General features: G+C 40.2%; 19 protein-coding genes and 2 pseudogenes. 14 read left to right on the top strand and 7 right to left on the bottom strand.

Annotation, left to right across the window (positions count from 1 at the left end; genetic code table 11):
- Window positions 1-10: 10 nt before the first annotated feature.
- The 3 genes from QL995_RS13630 to bioB are packed head-to-tail and all read right to left on the bottom strand — an operon-like array spanning window position 11 to window position 3,111.
- On the bottom strand, window positions 11-910 hold the full coding sequence (locus tag QL995_RS13630; protein ID WP_290294386.1) for a methyltransferase domain-containing protein: 900 nt from the start codon (window positions 908-910) through the stop codon (window positions 11-13).
- Window positions 907-2,058: an 8-amino-7-oxononanoate synthase gene (locus QL995_RS13625; RefSeq protein WP_290294385.1), complete on the bottom strand. Its 1,152-nt coding sequence runs from the start codon at window positions 2,056-2,058 to the stop codon at window positions 907-909. Before QL995_RS13625 ends, QL995_RS13630 begins: the two co-directional genes overlap by 4 nt.
- A 12-nt stretch (window positions 2,059-2,070) precedes the next feature.
- Entirely contained in the window at window positions 2,071-3,111 is a 1,041-nt protein-coding gene (bioB, locus tag QL995_RS13620) for a biotin synthase BioB (RefSeq protein ID WP_010552743.1), read from the bottom strand.
- A 93-nt stretch (window positions 3,112-3,204) separates the two neighbouring features.
- On the opposite strand from bioB, the gene bioA reads away from it, so the two are divergent.
- The 5 genes and pseudogenes from bioA to QL995_RS21725 form a co-directional block, all read left to right on the top strand.
- On the top strand, window positions 3,205-4,506 hold the full coding sequence (bioA, locus tag QL995_RS13615) for an adenosylmethionine--8-amino-7-oxononanoate transaminase (RefSeq protein WP_290294384.1): 1,302 nt from the start codon (window positions 3,205-3,207) through the stop codon (window positions 4,504-4,506).
- A gap of 171 nt (window positions 4,507-4,677) precedes the next feature.
- Window positions 4,678-5,490, top strand: a complete 813-nt coding sequence (locus QL995_RS13610) for a hypothetical protein (protein WP_007586790.1) — start codon at window positions 4,678-4,680, stop codon at window positions 5,488-5,490.
- The gene (locus tag QL995_RS13605) at window positions 5,491-6,531 is read left to right on the top strand and encodes an extracellular solute-binding protein (RefSeq protein ID WP_290294383.1); all 1,041 of its coding nucleotides are present in this window, start codon (window positions 5,491-5,493) and stop codon (window positions 6,529-6,531) included.
- Entirely contained in the window at window positions 6,531-8,030 is a 1,500-nt protein-coding gene (locus QL995_RS13600) for an iron ABC transporter permease (protein ID WP_290294382.1), read from the top strand. The genes QL995_RS13605 and QL995_RS13600 overlap by 1 nt, the downstream gene beginning before the upstream one ends.
- A gap of 14 nt (window positions 8,031-8,044) precedes the next feature.
- A pseudogene (locus tag QL995_RS21725) lies at window positions 8,045-8,494 on the top strand (ATP-binding cassette domain-containing protein); the annotation flags it as partial.
- Window positions 8,495-8,771: 277 nt separating this feature from the next.
- On the opposite strand, the pseudogene QL995_RS21720 reads toward QL995_RS21725, so the two are convergent.
- A pseudogene (locus QL995_RS21720) lies at window positions 8,772-8,867 on the bottom strand (hypothetical protein); the annotation flags it as partial.
- Window positions 8,868-9,502: 635 nt separating this feature from the next.
- Between QL995_RS21720 and QL995_RS13590 the strand changes: the two are divergent.
- Genes QL995_RS13590 through QL995_RS13580 form a run of 3 tightly spaced genes read left to right on the top strand, consistent with a single transcriptional unit; the run spans window position 9,503 to window position 12,138 of the window.
- Complete coding sequence (locus QL995_RS13590; protein WP_010552739.1) at window positions 9,503-10,693, top strand: PAS domain-containing sensor histidine kinase; 1,191 nt, start codon at window positions 9,503-9,505, stop codon at window positions 10,691-10,693.
- Window positions 10,668-11,033 (top strand): response regulator, encoded by a 366-nt coding sequence (locus QL995_RS13585; RefSeq protein ID WP_197151072.1) that lies wholly within the window; start codon window positions 10,668-10,670, stop codon window positions 11,031-11,033. Before QL995_RS13590 ends, QL995_RS13585 begins: the two co-directional genes overlap by 26 nt.
- Before the next feature lie 40 nt (window positions 11,034-11,073).
- Window positions 11,074-12,138 (top strand): HD domain-containing phosphohydrolase, encoded by a 1,065-nt coding sequence (locus QL995_RS13580; protein ID WP_165728680.1) that lies wholly within the window; start codon window positions 11,074-11,076, stop codon window positions 12,136-12,138.
- A 219-nt stretch (window positions 12,139-12,357) separates the two neighbouring features.
- Here the strand turns inward: QL995_RS13580 and QL995_RS13575 are convergent, their stop codons facing one another.
- Window positions 12,358-12,792 (bottom strand): ATP-binding protein, encoded by a 435-nt coding sequence (locus tag QL995_RS13575; protein ID WP_007586798.1) that lies wholly within the window; start codon window positions 12,790-12,792, stop codon window positions 12,358-12,360.
- Window positions 12,793-13,089: 297 nt separating this feature from the next.
- Between QL995_RS13575 and asnS the strand changes: the two genes are divergently transcribed.
- A complete protein-coding gene (gene asnS / locus QL995_RS13570) occupies window positions 13,090-14,487 on the top strand; it encodes an asparagine--tRNA ligase (RefSeq protein ID WP_290294381.1) in 1,398 nt (465 codons plus the stop codon).
- Between the two features lie 129 nt (window positions 14,488-14,616).
- On the opposite strand, the gene QL995_RS13565 is transcribed toward asnS, so the two are convergent.
- Together QL995_RS13565 and QL995_RS13560 are read right to left on the bottom strand one after the other, a co-directional pair.
- Window positions 14,617-15,543 carry an FAD-binding protein gene (locus tag QL995_RS13565; protein ID WP_290294380.1) on the bottom strand — a complete coding sequence of 309 codons (927 nt, stop codon included), beginning with the start codon at window positions 15,541-15,543 and terminating at the stop codon, window positions 14,617-14,619.
- Window positions 15,544-16,293 (bottom strand): electron transfer flavoprotein subunit beta/FixA family protein, encoded by a 750-nt coding sequence (locus QL995_RS13560; RefSeq protein ID WP_290294379.1) that lies wholly within the window; start codon window positions 16,291-16,293, stop codon window positions 15,544-15,546.
- A 221-nt stretch (window positions 16,294-16,514) separates the two neighbouring features.
- Here QL995_RS13560 and QL995_RS13555 point away from each other — a divergent pair, with 221 nt between their 5' ends.
- The 5 genes from QL995_RS13555 to QL995_RS13535 all read left to right on the top strand — a co-directional run bounded on the left by QL995_RS13555 (window position 16,515) and on the right by QL995_RS13535 (window position 22,517).
- The gene (locus QL995_RS13555) at window positions 16,515-18,161 is read left to right on the top strand and encodes an electron transfer flavoprotein-ubiquinone oxidoreductase (RefSeq protein WP_290294378.1); all 1,647 of its coding nucleotides are present in this window, start codon (window positions 16,515-16,517) and stop codon (window positions 18,159-18,161) included.
- A 132-nt stretch (window positions 18,162-18,293) separates the two neighbouring features.
- A complete protein-coding gene (locus QL995_RS13550) occupies window positions 18,294-18,758 on the top strand; it encodes an acyl-CoA thioesterase (RefSeq protein ID WP_007586808.1) in 465 nt (154 codons plus the stop codon).
- Window positions 18,759-19,016: 258 nt separating this feature from the next.
- Window positions 19,017-19,586 (top strand): outer membrane beta-barrel protein, encoded by a 570-nt coding sequence (locus tag QL995_RS13545; protein WP_007586810.1) that lies wholly within the window; start codon window positions 19,017-19,019, stop codon window positions 19,584-19,586.
- 412 nt (window positions 19,587-19,998) lie between these two features.
- The gene (gene tsaA, locus QL995_RS13540) at window positions 19,999-20,703 is read left to right on the top strand and encodes a tRNA (N6-threonylcarbamoyladenosine(37)-N6)-methyltransferase TrmO (RefSeq protein WP_007586811.1); all 705 of its coding nucleotides are present in this window, start codon (window positions 19,999-20,001) and stop codon (window positions 20,701-20,703) included.
- A gap of 89 nt (window positions 20,704-20,792) precedes the next feature.
- The gene (locus QL995_RS13535; protein ID WP_290294377.1) at window positions 20,793-22,517 is read left to right on the top strand and encodes a proline--tRNA ligase; all 1,725 of its coding nucleotides are present in this window, start codon (window positions 20,793-20,795) and stop codon (window positions 22,515-22,517) included.
- Window positions 22,518-22,677 lie beyond the last annotated feature (160 nt).

Below are 22,677 nucleotides of genomic sequence, written 5' to 3'. Positions count from 1 at the left end.
AAGTTTTTACTTAGCAATTAATCGCTTTTTTGTAATGGCTTTTTTCTAATGATAACAGCACCACATGATAAGACACACATGCTTTATTATTTATAAGCGGATACGCACTGCATACTTTTTGTAGCGCCGATTTGGTAAGTAGCCCTTGGCGCGTATTAGTATGATTTTGCGTTGTTGCACCAATAGCTTTAATAGAAGCAATAGCTTTTAAAGGTGTTATGTATTCATCGGTATAAATACGTTTTTGAGCGCTGTTAATAGTAAACCCTACACTTTGGACTGATTGGTTTATATACATTTCACCATTAAAGGTATTTATGTGGCTGTTAGAATCAAGCGCTGCAAAGGCTGTTTTTATTTCGTTAAGTGAGCCCTCTACCACAGTGCTTATGTACGCCTGCCCGCCTGGTTTTAATATGTTGTAAAGTGATTGCATTAAAGCCGAAAAATTAGCAGACCACTGCACTGCAAAGTTACTGTAAATAACATCAACACTGTTTGCTTGTAGCGGTAAGTTATCCATATCGGCGCATATTTTGGGTGTGGTTAAATCACTACTTTGCAGCATGTTTAAACTCAAATCCATTGCAATAACGTTTGCAAACATACTTTGTAAGCGTTGTGTATTAACAAGCGGGCCTGCGCCTAAATCAACACAATGCTTATTTTTATTAATGCCTGGTTTTATTAGCGAAAATAGATCGCTCGCAGCATGTTTTTGTACATTTGCATGGGTGTTATAACTCGCCGCCGCCTTTGAGAACTTACTTTGTGTAGACTTTTTAAGCTCCTTGTTTAGCTCTCGACTTGATTCTCTATTTAACTCGTCATTTAAATCGCTACTTACTAGGCACGGTTTTACTAGTTGTGTTTGCACTAGGTCTGTTTTTAATACTGGCTGAGCAGTCATGCTATTGCACCTACTAAATGCTTAACTAAGTGCGTTATGTCTTGCTCGGTATGTTCGGCGGTTAAAGTAATGCGTAAACGTGAGGTGTTATGTGCAACCGTCGGCGGTCTAATTGCAGTGAGCCAAATACCCTGTTGTTTAAGTTTATCTGCCGCTTGCAACGTTTGCTCAGCGCAGCCTAATACAATGGGTTGTATGGCTGTGTTTGATTGCATTACAGCAATCTTATGGGTTTTAGCGAGTTGCTTAAATAACGCAATATTGGCATTTAGCTTATCGCGTTTATCATCAGCTGTTTTTATGCTTTTAATACGCGCAAGTGTGTGACTTGCCATAAGCGGCGACATAGCGGTTGAATAGGTGTAATCGCGATTAAATTGCAGCATATAATCAATAAACTGTTTACTGCCTAATACACACGCGCCGCTACTAGCCACTGCTTTACCAAAGGTAATGACTAATATATCTGGCAGCGTTTGAGTAATAAACGCTTCGCAACTGCCCAAACCGGTTTTACCTAATGCACCAAAGCCGTGTGCGTCGTCAATCATTAGCCATGCGTTGTGCTGTTTTGCAAGTGCGAGTAATTCTTTAAGAGGCGCGCTATCGCCATCCATCGAAAATACGCCTTCGCTTATAATAAGCTTGTTTTGCGCTTTTGATTTTTCGAGCTGTGAACGTAAATGGTTCATGTCGTTGTGATTAAAACGCACTAAAGCCGCGTTACAATGCAAAGCACCGTCAATCAAGCTTGCATGATTTAACTTATCTTGAAAAATAGCGCTGTTTTGCGCAGCCGCTTTATCTTGAAACAACGCTTTAATTACGCTGCTATTAGCGCTAAATCCTGAGTTAAATAGCATGCCTGCACCATAACCAAGTTGCTCACACATATAGTGTTCAAGCGCTTTTTGCTGCGCCTGATAACCGGTAACCAATGCTGAGCTGTGACTCCCTAATGCTTGGGAGTCATTAAGGTTAACAGCCTCATCTCCAAAGCCTAAGTAGTCGTTACTGGCAAAGTTAAGGTAGGTTTTATTATTAACCGTTATGGTGCGCGCTGTTGCATGTTGCACTACGTGGCGTTTACGAAGTAACGCATCTTGCTGGCGAGCCTGCAGATGCGTGTTTATAAAATCAAAAGGCATAGATATAAAAGCCTACGCTTCGTAAAACAATTCAGAGGTTGCTTTGTCGGCTACTTGCGATGAAAGCGAGGCTTCTACTGCTTCGTCTGAATAGTCGTGACGCTTTTCTGGGTTCATACCTAATTTTTTAATTAGGTTCATATCGGCATCAGCGTCTGGGTTTTCGGTGGTAAGAAGTTTGTCGCCATAAAATATTGAGTTAGCGCCTGCAAAGAAACACATTGACTGCATTTGCTCGTTCATGGCGTTGCGCCCTGCCGATAAACGCACATAACTGTGTGGCATCATAATGCGCGCTGTTGCAATGGTACGTACAAATTCAAAGTGATCTAAATCGTCTGCGTTTTCAAGCGGTGTGCCTTTAACTTTAACGAGCATATTAATAGGCACGCTTTCTGGCTGTTGTGGCAAATTAGCTAGCTGCATCAGTAACCCATAACGGTCGCTTGCTTGCTCGCCCATACCGACTATTCCGCCCGAGCATACTTTCATACCAGCATCGCGTACGTGGTCAATGGTATTTAATCTATCTTGAAAAGTACGGGTTGATATAATTTGCTCGTAATACTCAGGTGACGTGTCAAGGTTGTGATTATAGTAATCAAGCCCAGCGTCGCGAAGCTCATGAGCTTTTTCGTTAGTGAGTTTACCCAGCGTCATGCAGGTTTCTAACCCTAGCTCTTTTACTTCTTTAACCATTTGCGAAATGTATGGCATGTCTCTGTCTTTTGGATCTGACCATGCAGCCCCCATACAAAAACGGGTCGCGCCTTTTTGTTTTGCAAGGCGTGCTTGCTCTACTACTTTTTCTACTTCTATTAAGCGTTCGCGTTCTAAATCGGTTCGGTAATGGCCCGATTGCGGGCAATACTTACAATCTTCTGGGCAAGCGCCTGTTTTAATTGATAACAACGTAGAAATTTGCACTTCATTTGGGTTGAAGTTAGCACGGTGAACCGATGCGGCTTTAAAAAGTAAATCGTTAAATGGCATTTCAAATAATGCTTTAACTTCAGCGTGGGTCCAATCGTGACGAACAGGTGCAAGTTCCATAATACTCTCTTATTTTTTCTCAGTGGTGATATTGGCTTAGTCTACGAGTTGAAGTACCATTGTCAACGAAGCCCACCAAGTTAAAGTTTACATATGATTAAAAAGAATGCGATTGACCTTGATTTTGATCGTGAGCACATTTGGCATCCATATACGTCTATGACTAAGCCAATTCCGGTATACCCCGTTACACATGCAAACCACAACATTATTCACCTCGAAACTGGTGAGCAATTAATCGATGGCATGGCCTCGTGGTGGAGCGCAATACATGGCTATAACCACTCTGTTATAAATAACGCCATGATTGAGCAAATTAATAGTATGAGCCACATTATGTTTGGCGGTATTACGCATAACAGCGCGGTAGAGCTTTGCAAAAAAATAGTAAATATAACGCCGCCTAGTTTAACTAAAGTGTTTTTAGCCGACAGCGGATCGGTAAGTGTTGAAGTAGCGATTAAAATGGCGCTGCAGTATTGGTTAAGCCAAGGCATTACAACAAAACAAAAACTAATGACGCCTTACAAGGGCTACCATGGCGACACCTTTGCAGCCATGAGCGTATGCGACCCAGTTAACTCAATGCATAGTTTATATTCAGGCTTTTTACCTGAGCATGTATTTGTGCCTGCACCGGTTAGTCAATTTGGGAGCGAGTTTAACCAGGCAGAAGCCCAAGAGCTTGAAGAATATTTTAAAGCAAACCACAGCCAAGTAGCCGCCTTTATCATTGAGCCTATTGTACAAAACGCGGGTGGTATGAATTTTTATCACCCTGATTATTTAGCCTGCGTAAGTAAATTGTGCACCCAATATAATGTACTACTAATTTGCGACGAAATAGCCACAGGCTTTGGCCGTACAGGTAAATTATTTGCTGTAGAGCACGCCAATATAGAGCCCGATATAATGTGTATTGGTAAAGCATTAACTGGCGGATCAATGACGCTATCGGCCACTATAACAAGTGATAAAATAGCCATTGGCATAAGCGAAGGTGAAGCAGGTGTTTTAATGCACGGCCCCACTTTTATGGGTAACCCGCTTGCCTGTGCTACGGCCTGCGCAAGTATTGATTTATTACTTGAGCAAAACTGGCAACAACGAATAAAGCAAATAAATACCCAACTACAACAACTTAATAAATGCAGTGAACTAGAAGCGGTTGCCAATGTACGTACCTTAGGCGCTATTGGTGTTGTTGAACTAAACGAGGCTGCTGGCAATGTTGATGTTGCTAAAATTCAGGCTTATTTTGTAGAGCAAGGCGTATGGATACGCCCATTCGGTAAACTAATTTACCTTATGCCACCGTATATAAGTGACGACACCAGTATAAAAACACTGTGTGATGCCATTTATAATGCCATTAAAGGCAAGCATTACGCTTAATAGCCGGTCTCAATAACTAATCCTAATACAGGTTATAGCGCTATTTACTGTAACCTACCGCTACATTTAGTGTTTTTATCTATTAAGCGAGTTTGTGGTTATTGATCTCGTTAACTATTAGCTATATGATAATGTCTATCATTTACAATTACCTTTTTGGACTTCTTTGCTATGAAATTACTATTTAAACCAGCCAAAACTTTAGGTGCAAGCCTTTTACTAGCCTCGGCGTTTATGGCTCAACCAGTATTAGCTAACGGCCCTATTGGCGAGCATGTTAATCATCTTCAAGCTAACCTTAAAAGTTACGCAGAAGAAGTAGAATGGATGGTAGGCAAAGTTGATACCATGGTAAGCGACTACGACACTAAAGGCGCAAAAGCTGTAAAAACTGATGATTTAATTGAATACTGGGAATCAGTTAAGTTTCACAGCGCAATAGAAACTAACTTTGTACCGGTATACGCTTCTATTTGGCAGGGTCTTTATGGCGTAAAAATGGCCATTGATAATAAACAGCCTGCTGAGGAAGTTCGTAAACAACAAAAAGCGATGAACATAGCCTTGTGGCAAGGCCTTGGGGCTGTTAAGCTTGCTGCAAAATTCCAGCAAAAAGGCTTGTTAGACACTGTAAAAGCAACCGCTACAAAAGAAATGACACAAAGTGCCACAATTGATGAAATTAAGCACAAATTAGACCGTGTAGTAGCTAAATTTGCTGAGCGTTTACAAGACGAAGCAACTGAAATTGTTCACGATACTTACCTACACCTGTTTGAAGGCGTTGAAGGTACACTTATTGAGCAAGACGCTAACCTAGTTGAAGTGCTGGAAAAAGACTTTAACGTAACACTGCCACTAGCAATTAAAAACAGCAAAAGCGTCGATGAAGTACGCGATGTGATCAGTGATATGCAAACAAAATTAGACCGCGCTAAGGTTTTAATAGAAAAAGCCGAAAAAGCCCGTAAGGATGTATTTTAAGTGAAGCGTAGGACCTTTATTCAAGGCCTAGCTGCGTTAGGGGTGGTTGGCTCATTGCCACTGCCTCTTTCTCGTGCGCTAGCCGCTGATATAGCAAACCCAGTTTCTGTTGATGATTTACCAAAGCTTAAAGGCGAGTTAACCCTTTATTTAGGCCGAGGCGAAGGTGGTTTGTATGAAAACGTATTGCAAGCAATCCAGAAAAAAAATCCAGACTTTAAACTCGGTATACGCCGAGGCCCTACTGCTGCTTTAGCAAATACGATTGTTGCAGAAGCTAAAGCCGGCGTTCGCCGCGCTGATTTATTTTGGGCGGTTGATTCAGGCGCGATTGGTTTAGTAACCGATGCAGGCCTTGCACAACCTATCCCAGGTGATTTATCTGCTCAGTTACAACCACAATTTAGATATAAAGAGTGGGCTCCAGTAACTGGCCGTATTCGTACATTGCCATATAACACGTCGCGTTTGACCAAAGATCAAATTCCAACAAGTATTATGGAAATTGCCGACAGCGATTTAAGTATTGGCTGGGCGCCCGCCTACGCTTCTTTTCAATCGTTTGTAACCGCAATGCGAATTTTAGAAGGCGATGACAAAACCGCTAAGTGGCTTAAAAAGATTCAAAAACGTGCTAAAACATACGCCGGCGAGCTAGGTGTTGTTATGGGCGTTGAACGCGGTGAAGTTGATATTGGTTTTGCTAATCACTATTACACTTTGCGTTTAAAATCAGGTAAACCTGATGCCAAGCTAGATTTAGCATTTACACAAAATGATGCGGGCTGTTTAGTTAATGCATCGGGTGTATTAGCCCTTAACGACGATCCGCTTGCTACTAACTTTATGCGTTACTTACTTAGTAAAGAAGTACAAGGTTACTTAGCCCGTGAAGCGTACGAAATTCCGTTAGTAAATGGTATTACCCAACCTGAGGGTCTACCATCACTTGCTAATATTTCTCCACCTAAAGTAGATTTAACACAGCTTGCTGATTTACGCCCTACTATAGATTTGATGCGTAGCAGCGGCGTATTGTAATGAGAATACCTGCCTCTTATCCAATGGCGCTGCTTGCAGCGCTTGTTGCGCTTACCCCTGTTTATGTATTAATAGTACTTGCAAGCGATGCAAGCTCAGTGTTTGACACCCACAATCTTCAAATTTTAGGTAACACGTTATCGTTAATGGGTTTAACGGTACTCGGATCTATTTTAATTGGTGTGCCACTGGCGTTTATTAGCGCGTATGTGCATTTGCCATTTAAAAAACTCTGGCTGGTTGTATTTGCAGCGCCGCTGGCAATCCCCAGTTATATTGGCGCGTTTACACTTTATGCTGCTTTTGGCCCCGGTGGCGAAATAAATACCTTAACAGGAATAGAAACACCATCAATGTATGGCCTAACAGGCGCCGCCATTGTGATGACGCTGTATACTTTCCCGTTTGTAATGATGACAACTCGCTCATCCTTATTAAGCCTTGATGCAAGCATGGTTAATGCCGCGCGAACGCTGGGTATGTCGATGACGCAAAGTATATTTAAAGTTATATTACCGCGCGTAGTTAACGGTATTGCAGCAGGCTCTTTGTTAGTCGCCCTTTATACATTATCAGACTTTGGCACGCCCGCAATGATGCGCTTAGATACGTTTACCCGCGTAATTTACGTTGAATACAACGCTTTTGCGTTAGGGCGCGCAGCCATGCTTTCGCTTCAACTGATGGTTATTGTTGGCTTTTTACTTTTAGTTGAATCACAAATAAAAACAGCCCCTGAGCGCCAAGGTCGCCCGTTAATTTTATTCCCAAGCAAACTACAGTTAAGTGCAATATTTATTACATTTGCACCTGTTTTACTGCTCGCTATTGGCTTGCCTTTGGCTATATTTTCGCTTTGGTTAGCTCGTGATGGTTTTAGCTCATTTGATTTTAATATTGCGTGGAACTCTACGTATGCATCAGGTATTGCGGCAATTGTAGCCGTTATCGTTGCGATCCCCGTTGCACATGCCGCACTGAGTGGAAAAGCGGGTCGTATAATGGAGCGTGTTACTTACTTTGGTTTTGGTATTCCGGGTATAGTAATGGGCACAGCGCTTGTTTACGGTGGTTTGCAGTTGCCGTTTTTATATCAAACACTGGGATTGCTTATTATTGCTTATATGCTGCGATTTTTACCACTTGCTGTGGGCTCTGTTAGAACAAGCACCGAACACTTAGATCCAAGCTTAGTAAAGTCTGCGCGCGTATTAGGGGCAAGCCCACGAGAAGTATTTACTCGTATAACACTGCCTTTAACTATGCGCGGTATTATTGCAGGTGCAGCACTGGTGTTTTTAGAGTCAATGCGCGAACTCGAAGCCACGCTATTACTTGGGCCAACAGGGTTTGAAACCCTCTCTACCTATTTATGGCGTGTATACGAAGCGGGCTATTTTGGTCGCGCCGCTATTCCTGGATTATTGTTAGTAGTGATATCTGCCTGCGGGTTAGCTATTATGATGGCTGGCGAAAAACGCAACCAGTTTGAACATTAAGGATTTAAGAAACAATGCTATCTGTAAGTCAGTTGTCTATAGATTATGGCAGTAACCGCGTAGTAAGCGATTTAAACTTATCGCTGGGTGAAAACGAAATCCTTATGCTTGTAGGGCCAACAGGTTGCGGTAAAAGTACAATTTTACAAGCCCTTGCTGGCCTTATACCTATTAGCGAAGGCGAAATAAACACGGGTAAATGGCGCGCTACACCCAAATTAACAATACCTCCTGAAAAGCGCAGTGTAGGTATGGTATTTCAAGATTTTGCGTTATTTCCGCACTTAACCGTACAGCAAAACATTTGCTTTAGATTAAAAGATACAGCCCCTGCTGAGTATTGGATAAACCTACTTGGACTGAGCGATTTTAGAGATAAAAAACCAGCTACGCTTTCTGGCGGACAAAAGCAACGTGTTGCACTTGCGCGCACCCTTGCCCACCAACCTGATTTTGTATTGCTTGATGAGCCGCTTTCAAACTTAGATGCCGCCCTTAAAGACATGCTTCGTTGGGATATTAGAAACGCACTTAAAGCAGCTGGCGTACCGGCGATTTGGGTAACACACGACCAAGAAGAAGCACTCTCAGTTGGCGATCGTGTTGGTGTACTTAAAGGCGGCAAAATTCAGCAAATCGATACACCCGAGCGCTGCTTTAGTACCCCAAACAATCGCTTTGTGGCACGCTTTTTAGGTGAAGCCAGCTTTATTAGCGGCCAATTTAGCCAAGGACAAGCCACTACCTCAATTGGTAATGCTCCCGCTCATGGCGTTGACTGTGAAAGTGGCGACGTTGATGTACTACTTCGACCTGACGATGTGTTACTTGTACAAAGCAGTGTTGGCAATAACGGCGAAGTAATTTGGGTACGTTTTGAAGGTGGCAGCCGCTTGTGTGCTGTAAAACTTGCGTGCTCTACGGTTGTAACTAGCCGAGTAAGCCATGAAGTTGTTGTAAACCCTGGCGACGAAGTGCATGTATCACTAAGTACCTCGCACCCATTAGCGGTTTATAAATCTATAGACTGATTAAAATATTGATGTAGGCATTAATTTAAACATTAATACCTACATCAATACTTACTATTTAGACCCAAAATTCAGTTTAAATACGTTCCCCGTTAAAACCCTATCTCGCTTAAAACTAATACTTTTTACCTTTAAAAAGCTCACTATAGCCAATAAACAACAATAATATGCAGGTTAAATTATGAACCTCTTGCTATTAATCAGCTGTTGCTGTTTACTGAACAAAGATTAATGTTAAATAGTTCCTCTCAGATATCACTTATCAGGTTACGCCTTTTATATTAGTTAAAACCACACACAAACATTAAAACACATTATTAAGCATTGCTTTTAGCGAACGTATTATAAAAATAAAGCTATATTCAAGCATTGCTGAACCTTAATTATCCTTTAAACGTTTATAAAGTTGTTCAGCCCTTAATGGTACAAAGGATCTAGATAGTGAATAAAATAAGTACCAAGAAAGAACTCTTAGAATACTCCGAAAGTATTGTAAACACGGTTCGAGAACCACTGATTGTTTTAGACCAACATTTAAGAGTAGTTACAGCAAGCCGCTCATTTTATGAGTTTTTTCGCGCTAATCATAAAGACACAGTCGGGAAACTAATATACAACCTTGGTAATAATCAATGGAACATTCCCAAGCTTCGTGAATTATTAGAAACCATATTGCCTCAAAAAACGAGCTTTGATGATTATAAAGTTGAGCACAATTTTAAAACAATTGGTTGGCGTACAATGCTGCTCAACGCAAGGCAAATTAAACGTACTCAGTCAAAAGATCGTATTATTTTATTGTCTATCGAGGACATTACTGAACGTAACGCGATTCAAGAAGGACTCGTAAAAGCGAATAAAGAGCTAGAAGTGCTAACGAGTGACTTAGAAAGTGCTGCTCGAGTTAAATCAGAGTTTTTAGCAAATATGTCGCATGAACTGAGAACCCCGCTTAATTCTATTAATGGTTTTTCTGAGGTGCTTTACGATGAGACATTTGGCACTTTAAATGACAAACAAAAACAGTATGTTAAAAATGTATTGGTGAGCGGCAAACATTTACTGTTACTTATTAATGAAATACTGGATATGGCAAAGATTGAAGCAGGCAAAATGAGTCTCACCATCTCTCATTTGCCGATACGCCAAGTATTGCACGAAATTACAGGGCTTACAGCAGATACAGCTAACCAGAAAAAATTGAATATGTGTCTTGATATTGCTGATGACTTGCCACCAATTGAAGCTGACTCCCTTAAGGTTAAACAGATACTTTATAATTTGCTTTCAAATGCAGTGAAGTTTACACCCGATGAGGGTCAAATTGGCGTTAAAACACGACATACTGATACAGAAATAGAAATAATAATTTGGGATACGGGTATAGGTATTGCTGCTGAAAATATGGAAAAAATATTTGAAGGTTTTTTCCGTATAGAAACCCCCTATTCTAGATTAACAGAAGGTACAGGACTTGGGCTGCCAATCGCAAAAAGTCTAGTAAAGTTGCATGGAGGCGAGTTTGTTATTGAATCTGAAGGTGTTAATAAAGGCACATCGGTTCGTATAACTTTGCCAATTAAACAAAAGTCTGTGGTAAAGCATAATGAAAACCAAAATAGTTATAGTTGATGATAATGCGAATAACCTATTGCTAGAGGAGGATCTTTTACTCATGGCAAATTTTGAAGTATTCACTGCTATGAATGCAAGAGATGCGCTTTTAACAATAAAGCGTGAGACTCCAAGAATTATTATATTAGATGTCCAACTCCCAGATATGTCTGGAACAGAGGTTGCGAAAATTTTGCGTGATGAAAAAGAAACGGCAGATATTCCTATTGTTTTTGTTACCGCTTCTGTTTTACCCGCAGATATAGACCAATTACTGTGTATACCTAACAGTGCGTATATTTCGAAGCCTATAGATACACGCACGTTTGCTCAACAAATAAGTTTATATATAAAGTAATGACTACAATTATTTAAACCTTGATACACAGGAACAGTTAATGAAAGATAGCCCTTTAATTTTGGTTGTAGATGACAACCTTCAAAATATTGAACTCATGCAAGCTTATCTTGAACCCAAGGGATATAAAACAGTAACAGCGACTGGCGGGCAACAAGCATTAGATATCTTAGCGCAACAACCTGTAGACCTTATTTTACTTGATATAATGATGCCCGGTATGAACGGTTTTGAAGTAACACGCCGTGTTAGAGAAGACGCCCTATTAAAGCTATTACCTATCGTCCTTATTACTGCTTTAAGAGAGACAAAAGAGCGAGTTAAAGGGATTGATGCTGGTTGCGATGATTTTATTACAAAGCCTGTAGATAAAAACGAGCTATTATCGCGCGTTAAGTCCCTTCTTAAGATTAAAGACTATAACGATTTAAGAACAAATTATCAGAAACAATTAGAAGCTGAAGTTGCTCAAAGAACTGAATCATTAAAGCAAGCAATGCTAAGCATTAAAGCCGCATCACTAGAAACAATTAATAGACTAACCAAAGCTGCTGAATACAAAGATGAAGAAACGGGTGCGCACATTCAACGCATGAGTTTGTATTCTGAGGCCGTTGCACGCAGTGTAGGGTTAGATGAGGGAACAGTTGAAAATATTTTATTTTCAGCGTCGATGCATGACCTCGGAAAGATTTCTACACCTGACCATATTTTGCTAAAAGCAGGACAATTAGATGCTGCAGAATGGGAAATAATGAAACAGCACACCGTTGTAGGCGCTAGCATACTTTCAGGTTCTGATTCTGAGGTTATTAAACTCGGTGAAATTATTGCCCGCTCACATCATGAAAAGTGGGACGGCTCTGGTTATCCTGATGGCTTAAAAGGTAGTGAAATTCCAATTGCAGCACGCGTAGTTGCTATTGCTGATGTATTTGATGCTCTCTCGTCAAAACGTCCTTATAAAAAATCATTCTCACAAGAAAAAACATTTGCCATTATTAAAGAAGGTAGTGGGAAGCACTTTGACCCCGCAGTAGTGGATGCTTTTTTTGCAGTTCAAGAAGAAATTTTAGCAATTAAACAAAAGTATGCTGAAAAGTAACACGTCCATAATTAATTAGAGGGAACCCCATGAACGGACCAAACCCCAATAATCCTTCACCAATGGAAGGTTTTCCTCAAGTAGGTTTTTTATATTTGACGATAGAACAATAAATACGCTGCTAGATATAGCTTGGTGAGATTGGAGCAATGAAAAAATCACTGCTCACTTAGATACTATAACTCAAAATAATTTAGACGTGCTGTCTAAAATTTAGCACTACCACTCAAACATGTAGGCCATTTTGCTTATGGTTTTAAGCGGCACATTATGCGAGTTACGTTTAGCATATAAGTGCTGCATTGATTTGTCTTTCACTTCACCCACTATCACTTCTTTTACTTGATAACCTAAAGCAACAGCAGCTTGAGTGTAAGCTATAAATTCCCACTTTTTAATATTGGTGTTATCTACAATTACCAATGGCATACCTTGAGCAAGTGCATTTATAAAGCGCGCTAAATTTAAATTATGAAATTGCGACAATTTAAATTTATCGAAATGATATTCGCCCTGCTCATTAATAAAGTAATCATCAGTTGAGCAGATTAGGTATTGGCTTTCGTCAACTCCACCTAATTCGTCAGCAAGGCTTTGCGCGTAGTAAGACTTACCGCTTCCTGGTAGTCCTCGTAAAATAAAAACTTGTTTCATAGCATCGATTTTTTAAGTGTGAATAAATATTAATTTGATTTGTTTGTTAATAATGCCACAAAATCATTAAATTTAAGAGCAACAAATCATAATAGTAGCAATTAAACTCTAAAAACTGTTTAAAAATAAACCGCATGCATAAAAACTTTTAAAGAGTTGCCCACAATAGTTTTTTTATTCAACTTTACTAGGTAAGATACAGGGTTCAAGTGCAGCGCCGTTTATGTGCAATTTATGCCCGAGTGCTGCGCACAGTTAAAATAAAATAGTTAGGCAACTTATATCATTGGAGTGAAGATGAGCCATTTAGCGATTTCAGAGCTATTAAAAGGCAATGTTGCGGTAGACAGCCAAGTAACAATTAAGGGCTGGATCCGTACTCGCCGCGATTCAAAAGCAGGAATTTCATTTTTAGCCGTTCATGACGGTTCGTGTTTTGATCCTATTCAAGCGGTAGTTCCTAATTCACTGAATAATTATGATGAAGTTACTAGCTTAACAGCCGGTTGTTCTGTGTCGGTTACTGGTGTTTTAGTGCAATCTGCTGGCCAAGGTCAATCATTTGAAATTCAAGCTAATACAGTGACTGTATTAGGTTGGGTAGAAAACCCAGATTCATACCCAATGTCGGCAAAGCGCCACAGCATTGAGTACTTACGTGAGCACGCTCACCTTCGCCCTCGTACAAATATGATTGGCGCGGTAACTCGTGTACGTAACTGTTTAGCACAAGCTATTCACCGTTTTTACCATGAACAAGGCTTTTACTGGATCAGCACGCCAATTATTACAGCAAGTGACTGTGAAGGCGCTGGCGAAATGTTTCGTGTATCTACGCTTGATATGCAAAACTTACCGCTTACAGACAAAGGCGAAATTGATTACAGCGAAGACTTCTTCGGTAAAGAAGCATTCCTTACTGTATCTGGCCAGTTAAATGGCGAAACTTACGCGTCTGCAATGTCAAAAATTTACACGTTTGGCCCAACATTCCGTGCAGAAAATTCAAATACATCACGCCACCTTGCAGAATTTTGGATGGTAGAGCCAGAAGTTGCATTTGCTGATTTAGAAGACATAGCAAAACTTGCTGAAAATATGCTTAAGTATGTGTTTAAAGCCGTACTTGAAGAGCGCCGTGATGACATGGAATTTTTTGCACAACGTGTAGAAAAAACTGCAATTACGCGTTTAGAAGAATTTGTAGAAAAAGACTTCGCGCAGGTAAATTACACTGAAGCAGTAGAGATCCTTAAAAACTGTGGTAAAAAGTTTGAGTACGCTGTTGAATGGGGTGTAGATTTACAGTCTGAGCACGAGCGTTACTTAGCTGAAGAGCACTTTAAAGCACCGGTAGTTATTAAAAACTACCCACGTGATATTAAAGCATTCTACATGCGCCAAAACGAAGACGGTAAGACCGTTGCCGCAATGGACATTGTAGCACCCGGTATTGGTGAGATCATTGGTGGTTCACAACGTGAAGAACGCCTTGATGTACTTGATGCACGCTTAGAAGAAATGGGCTTAAACAAAGAAGATTACAGCTGGTACCGCGATCTACGTAAATACGGTAGCGTGCCGCACTCAGGCTTCGGTTTAGGCTTTGAACGCTTAGTTGCTTATGTAACAGGTATGGGCAACGTACGTGACGTTATTGCCTTCCCTCGTACTAAAGGCAGCGCAACTTACTAATACTAAGTTAGCCATAAAAACCAGCCAATTGGCTGGTTTTTTTGTGTCTTTAATTTACCTAATAAAAAAGCCGCAGCACTCAAAGAGCACCACGGCTTTCAACCAGAATAAATTTTGCTTAATTAAGCGCTATAAAGCACTCTCTAACTGTGGCAGTACTTCAAATAAGTCAGCCACTAACCCGTAATCTGCAACTTGAAAAATAGGTGCATCGGGGTCTTTATTAATCGCGACGATTACTTTTGAGTCTTTCATACCGGCTAAATGCTGAATAGCACCGCTAATACCTACTGCAATGTATAAATTAGGTGCTACAATTTTACCTGTTTGCCCAACTTGCATGTCGTTAGGTACAAAGCCTGCATCAACCGCTGCGCGCGACGCACCAATGGCAGCACCGAGTTTATCGGCAATACCATTAAGTAGTGCAAAGTTTTCACCGTTTTGCATACCGCGACCACCCGATATAACCACAGTGGCAGCCGTAAGTTCAGGTCGTTCAGACTCTGTTTGTTCAACACTTACAAAGCTACTTAATTGCGAATCAGACACTGTATCAATGCTTGTTATAGCCGCTGCTGATTGCTCGCCTTGTAAATCAAAGCTACTGGCACGTACGGTAATTACTTTTTTACTGTCGAGTGATTTAACCGTTGCGATTGCATTACCTGCATAAATTGGACGTTTAAATGTATCGGCGTCCACTACTACGATAATTTCAGAAATTTGCGCAATATCTAATAACGCAGCAACACGTGGCATAAAGTTTTTACCTGTTGTCGTTGCACTTGCAACAATGTGGCTGTAGGTGTCGCTAAGCGATAAAACTAAATCGGTCATGCTCTCAGCTAACTGATGTTCATAAACGCTATTATCGGCAACTAAAACATTAGCTACGCCATCAATGCTGGCCACTTGTGAGCTCATTGCGCTTAGGCTGTTCCCTGCAATAAGCACATCAACAGGAAAACCCATTTTTACTGCAGCGTTAATAGTTTTTGAGGTTTCTGGTTTTAAGGCACCGTTGTCGTGCTCTGCAATTACGAGTGTTTTCATTTAAATCACCTTTGCCTCTGTTTTTAATTTTTCTACAAGCTGTGCAACGTCTTCAACAATAATTCCTGCGGTACGTTTAGCTGGCTCTTCTACACTTATTAATTGAATACGCGGTGTTAAATCAACACCAAGCGAATCAGCTGCTATTACTTCAAGCGGCTTACGTTTGGCTTTCATAATATTTGGCAGTGATGCGTAACGAGGCTCGTTTAAGCGTAAATCAGTTGTAACAACCGCTGGTAAGTTAAGTGCTACCGTTTGCAGGCCCCCATCAACTTCGCGGGTCACGTTTACTTTGCCATTTTCAATAACAACCTTGGATGCAAATGTGCCTTGGCCACGTTTAGTTAAAGCCGCTAGCATTTGACCTGTTTGATTATTATCTGAATCGATTGACTGTTTACCTAAAATTACAAGTTCAGGCGTTTCTTGCTCTACAATTTTAGCGAGTAGCTTTGCAATATGGAGTGACTCGAGCTTTTCATCGGTTTCGATGTGAATGGCTTTGTCGGCACCCAGTGCTAATGCTGTGCGCAATTGCTCTTGCGATGCTTTAGGACCAATAGTAACAGCAACAACTTCACTGGCTGTACCGGCTTCTTTAAGGCGAATGGCTTCTTCTATGGCAATTTCACAAAACGGATTCATTGCCATTTTTACGTTGGTTAAATCAACGTCGCTGTTATCACTTTTAACGCGTGCTTTTACGTTGTAATCAATCACTCTTTTTATTGGTACGAGAACTTTCATAGGAACTCCATAATTATTTAAACCTACAAGGTAACGTGCACGTCAACTTATTTATTTTATGAAATTAGACTACTTCCTGTTGACGTAAACGTCAACCTAAAATAACCTTTAACTATTCACAGTCTGTAACGTTTAATTTGCAAGGTTAAAAATAGGCTGTACACCTTATTTAAATGCGTAGTAAACATTCGAATAAGTCCGTCATAGATAAAGAGGTTATTATGGTCGAACGTGAAACCATGGAATTTGATGTAGTAATTGTTGGCGCTGGCCCTGCGGGGCTTTCAAGTGCAATTAAACTCGCGCAACTAGCACAAGAAAAACAACAAGAGTGCATGATTTCCGTCGTCGAAAAAGGTTCTGAAGTGGGTGCACATGTACTCTCAGGCGCTGTTTTTGAAACCAAAGCTTTGGATGAACTGCTACCAAATTGGCAGGAGCTTGGTGCACCGGTTACAACCAAAGTAACTAACGATGAAATTTATTGGTTTAATAACGAGCAAAAATCGACATCAATCCCCCACTTTGCTACGCCAAAAACATTTCATAATGACGGTAACTACATTGTATCTATGGGTAATGTATGTCGATGGCTTGCTGAGCAAGCTGAAAGCTTAGGCGTAGAGATTTTTCCAGGATTTAGCGCACACTCTTTAATAATTGAAGATAAAGCAGTAAAAGGCATTATTACTGGTGATATGGGTGTCGACAAAGACGGTAATGAAAAAGACGGTTACATGCCTGGCATGGAGCTTCGTGCAAAATACACTATATTTGCAGAAGGCTGCCGAGGTCATTTAGGTAAGCAGCTAATTAATGAGTTTGCACTTGATGCAGATTCATCGCCGCAGCATTACGGTTTAGGCTTTAAAGAAATTTGGCAAATTGATGAAAGTAAGCATGAGCTTGGCAAAGTTGTTCATGGTACAGGTTGGCCACTTAGCGGCGATACTAATGGTGGTGCATTTATGTATCACAGTGAAAACAACCAAGTCGTTGTAGGTTTAATTGTTGACTTAAATTACTCAAACCCACATTTAAGCCCGTTCGATGAGTTTCAGCGAATGAAGCACCATCCAGTATTTAAAAACGTACTTGAAGGCGCAGAACGCATTGCTTACGGTGCGCGTGCTATTGCTAAGGGCGGTTTACATTCATTACCAAAAATGCATTTTGCTGGTGGCTTAATTATAGGGTGCGATGCAGGCACACTTAATTTTGCAAAAATTAAAGGTAATCACACCGCAATGAAATCAGGAATGATTGCCGCTGAGGTTATTTTTGAAGCATTGCAAAATGAGTTGGCAAATACCGATTTAGCTAATTATCAAACTGCGTTTGAGCAATCGTGGGCATATAAAGAGTTATATCAATCTCGTAACTTTGGCCCTGCTATGCACAAATTAGGTAAATTTATAGGTGGTGCGTATAACACGCTTGACCAAAACATTTTTAATGGTGGTTTACCATTTACGTTTAAAGATAATACGCCCGATCATTCAACCCTTGTTGATGCTAACGCCGCTGACAAAATAGCGTACCCAAAACCAGATGGGCAGCTTAGCTTTGATAAACTCTCAAGTGTGTTTTTATCAAATACTAACCACGAAGAATCACAGCCGTGTCATTTAAAGCTCAAAGATGCGTCGATTCCTATAAACGTAAACTTAGTAAAATTTGATGAACCCGCACAGCGTTATTGCCCAGCAGGCGTTTACGAAGTACAAGAAATAGCAGGCAATAAAGAGTTTGTTATTAACGCTCAAAACTGTGTGCATTGTAAAACCTGCGATATTAAAGACCCAAGCCAAAACATTACCTGGGTAACTCCAGAAGGTGCTGGTGGGCCAAACTACCCAAATATGTAACTAAATTATGCGTTATATACACATATAGTCACTTTTTTTACATATAAATTATAAACATATCCTAAATTGCAGGGGCTTCGGCCCCTTTTTTACGTTATGCTAATAGTAGTTTTAATAATAAGAGTGTTATCTATGCCGTCGTCAAAAGTTGTTTTTCGTTTTTTAGCAGAGCCTACCGATGTTAATTTTGGTGGTAAAGTTCATGGTGGGGCCGTCATGAAATGGATTGACCAAGCAGGCTATGCATGTGCTGCGGGTTGGAGTGGTCACTACTGCGTAACGGTTTCGGTTGCGGGTGTTAAATTTAGACGCCCAATTTTAGTGGGTCAAATAGTCGAAGTAGAAGCTAAAATTGCCCATACGGGTAGAAGTAGCATGCAAATATTTATACAAGTGCGTTGTGGCGATCCAAAAACACAAAATATGGTTGAAACAAATCATTGTGTTATCAGCTTTATTGCAATGGATGAAACGGGCTACCCAATAGAAGTGCCTTCGTTTAAAGCTGTAACAGAAGAAGATATTAAATTAGAAAATTACGCTATAAAAATGAAAGAAATAGCAATTGAAACAGAAAACTTGCTTCATACAGTGTAATTACTAGTTTAAATAATTCAGGCTATGTAAAAAACTCATTATACTTTGTAAAACATACAACTTATTTTAGAGTACTCAATTACACAAAAGTTCACTTTGATTATAAAACACGCTAAATACCGTAAAAACCAATACAAAAGAATTAATTAAGGCGTGTTTTTAATCCATTTTAATATTGGCACGCTCGCTGCAAGTAGATAATTGAAGTTTGATTAATGAAATCAAGCATTTGATTATTTTTTGTAAAGGAGCTATTCAATGATTAAAACACTTTCTCTTTCAGCTATTGCACTAGCAACACTGGGTTTTAACTCTGCAGCACACGCTGACATTTCTGATTTCGATTCTCCACGTATTTATACTGGTATCGGTTACGGTCAATATTCTTTTGAATTTGAAGACAGTGACAACGACACTGACTTTGACGACGATGCACAAATGCTTAAGGGTTACGTTGGTGCACAATTTAACGAGTACTTAAGCTTAGAGCTTGCTTATCAAAACTTTGATGAAGTAAGTGATATAGACAGCAAAGCTGAAATTGATGGCGTATCGCTTGCCGCACGTTTGGGCTACCCTATAACAGAAAGCTTTTCTGTGTATGCAAAAGGCGGTTGGCTTGAATGGGATGCAGATTACACACAAGATTTACCAGTAGGTGGCGTATCAGCGTCTACAGATGGTGGTGATGCATTTTACGGCGCTGGTATTGAATACGCGCTTACAACAAATGTACAGTTTCGTTTAGAGTACGAACGCTATAAACTTGATGACGATATTGACCCAGATATGGATGTAGCGTCTGTATCAGTTCAATACATGTTTTAATTAGTCTTTAGCATGTATAAAAGGTAAGCCCAAGGGCTTACCTTTTTTGTTTTAGGCTCTTTTTAAATATATTAATATAAACCAATCAGTCTAATAAAAACTTTAAACCGTTTGGTCTATAATGCCAAGTGCATTAAATAATTGTTCTATTGTAGCACTAAGAAAATAGCGCAATAACAAGGCAAAATTATAATATATAGTTGTTATAATAAATTGCTCCCTGCATTGCTCTACCTCCTGCATCCATGCAGTCAACTATGAATAATTCCTAACAAAGTAAGTGCGCTATTTAATGCAGTAGAATAATCATATTTTTAATAAAATTGGTATACGCAATAAACTTGCTTACATTAATGCCATAAACGCTAAATGCGGGTAGAATAGCGCTCTATTTTATTTGTACCCGAGTACTATGAGCGATTATACCATTTCGGCTATTGGCCACATTCAATCTCCTTATAAACAAAAGTTTGCTATACCTAGGCAACCTCGTTTAGTGCCACAAGCTAAAGCAAAGCTTATATTTGCCCCCGATTTTAATCGCGAAGAGTTTGTACGTGGTTTAGATGAATTTACTCATATATGGTTGTTATTTCGTTTTCATGAAACGGCTGATAAAGGTTATTCTGCTATGGTGCGCCCGCCTCGTTTGGGTGGCAATGAGCGAAAAGGTGTATTTGCGACCCGCGCTACATTCAGACCAAACGCAATTGGAATGAGCGCCGTAAAACTTGAAGGTATTGAATATAAAAACGGACAACTTAGCTTATTACTCGCTGGTATTGATTTACTTGATGGCACACCGATTATTGACATAAAACCGTATTTGCCGTACTCAGACTCTATGCCGGATGCAAGTGCTGGCTTTGCTGACACGCGCCCAGAAACACAAATGACGGTTGAATTTAGCCCTCAAGCAATTGAGTTTGTTAATGCGCAAACACAATACCCAGATTTACATGATTTTATTGCCAATGTTTTAAAACAAGATCCCCGCCCTGCATATAAAAAACAAAAAGACGGCGAGCAGAGCTATGGCATGACTTTGTATAATTATAATATTCGCTGGCAAGTCAATGGCGAACATAACGTAGTAACAAGTATAGAAAAAAACTAAATAACTCAGTTAGCGCTTTAGTGTAAAAGCATCCGCTGGTAAACTTAAGCTCTATTAAAAGAATATAATTACTCTATTTCGGAAAAAACATGCGTACAAGCCAATATATACTCGCAACACTTAAAGAAACGCCATCAGATGCTGAAATCGTATCGCATCAGTTAATGCTTAGAGCCGGTATGATCCGCCGCGTCGCTTCGGGTTTATACACTTGGTTACCCTCTGGTTTACGCGTGCTACGTAAAGTAGAAAATATTGTACGTGAAGAGATGGACAAAGCGGGTGCAATTGAAATGCTAATGCCTGTTATTCAACCGGCTGATTTGTGGGAAGAGTCTGGCCGTTGGAATGAATTTGGTCCTGAGCTTATGCGCTTTACAGACCGTCATAACCGTACGTTTGCACTTGGTCCAACACACGAAGAAGTAATAACTGATTTCGTACGTAAAGAAATAAGCAGCTACAAGCAATTACCAGTTACTTTATACCAAGTACAAACTAAAGTACGCGACGAACGTCGTCCTCGTTTTGGTGTAATGCGTGCTCGTGAATTTACAATGAAAGATGCCTACTCTTTTCACTTAAGTGAAGAGTGTTTAGATGCGACTTATCAAGCGATGCACAAAGCATATTGTAATATTTTTGAGCGTTTAGGCCTTGATTACCGCCCTGTTATAGCCGATACAGGCTCTATTGGTGGTAGCGTATCGCACGAGTTTCATGTACTTGCTGAGTCGGGCGAAGATGCAATTGCATTTAGTGACGGCAGTGATTACGCCGCTAATATTGAAAAAGCAGAAGCACTGGCACCAAGCGAGCCTCGCCCTGAAGCATCAAAAGAGCTTAAAGCGTTTCCAACGCCTGATGCTAAAACGATTAACGAGCTTAAAAAACACTACGGTGTTAAGCCACATCGCGGTGTTAAAACGTTAATTGTTTATGGTACGCCTGATGAAAACGAAGTACGCGGTTTAGTAGCCTTAGTACTGCGTGGCGATCACGAATTGAATGAACTAAAAGCTGAAAAGCACCCATTAGTAGACTCTCCGCTTGAAATGGCAACAGAGGCAGATATTGTTGCTGCTATTGGCGCAAAACCTGGCTCATTAGGCCCTGTCGGCTTATCAATGCCTATTATTGTTGATAGAGCAGCTAACATACTTGCTGATTTTGTTGCCGGTGCAAATAAAGACGACGAGCATTACAGCGGTATTAACTGGGATCGTGACGTAACTGATTACGAAGTTGCTGATATTCGTAATATTATTGAAGGCGATATGAGCCCATGTGGCCAAGGCGTTTTACAAATTAAACGTGGTATTGAAGTAGGTCATATTTTCCAACTTGGCACTAAATACTCAGAAGCGATGAAAGCAGGTGTATTAAACGAAGGTGGTAAAAACCAAACCATGACTATGGGTTGTTACGGTATTGGTGTTTCACGTATTGTTGCCGCTGCTATTGAGCAGAACAACGATCAATACGGGATCATTTGGCCAAAATCAATCGCGCCATTCGATTTAGCAATTGTTCCAATGAACATGCACAAATCGCATCGTATTCCTGATATTGCAAATAACCTTTACCAAGGTTTAAAAGATGCAGGTCTTGATGTGTTATTTGATGACCGTAAAGAGCGTCCTGGTGTTATGTTTAACGATATGGAACTCATTGGTGTGCCATTTACGCTAGTAATTGGTGAGCGTAACCTTGACGAAAACAAAGTTGAGCTTAAAGATCGCCGTACAGGTGAAAAGCTAATGATTGATATCGATACAGCAATTGATGCAATTAAAGCAGCCGTTAAAGGTTAAGCTAAAAATACTTATAAGTAATTTTAAAACCGCTTTTTAAAAGCGGTTTTTTTATACCTAAATTTTATGTGTGTTATTTAGCTTTAGTATTACTGTCGTATAATTGTCATTTTTATTCCCTAAAGTATTTAACCTGAACTCTGGATAATAAATCTATCTC

The organism is Pseudoalteromonas sp. APC 3358, assembly GCF_030408075.1.
Lineage (GTDB): Bacteria > Pseudomonadota > Gammaproteobacteria > Enterobacterales > Alteromonadaceae > Pseudoalteromonas > Pseudoalteromonas arctica.
Note: the sequence above shows the minus strand (reverse complement) of the source record. Positions and strands in the feature narration are given on the sequence as shown.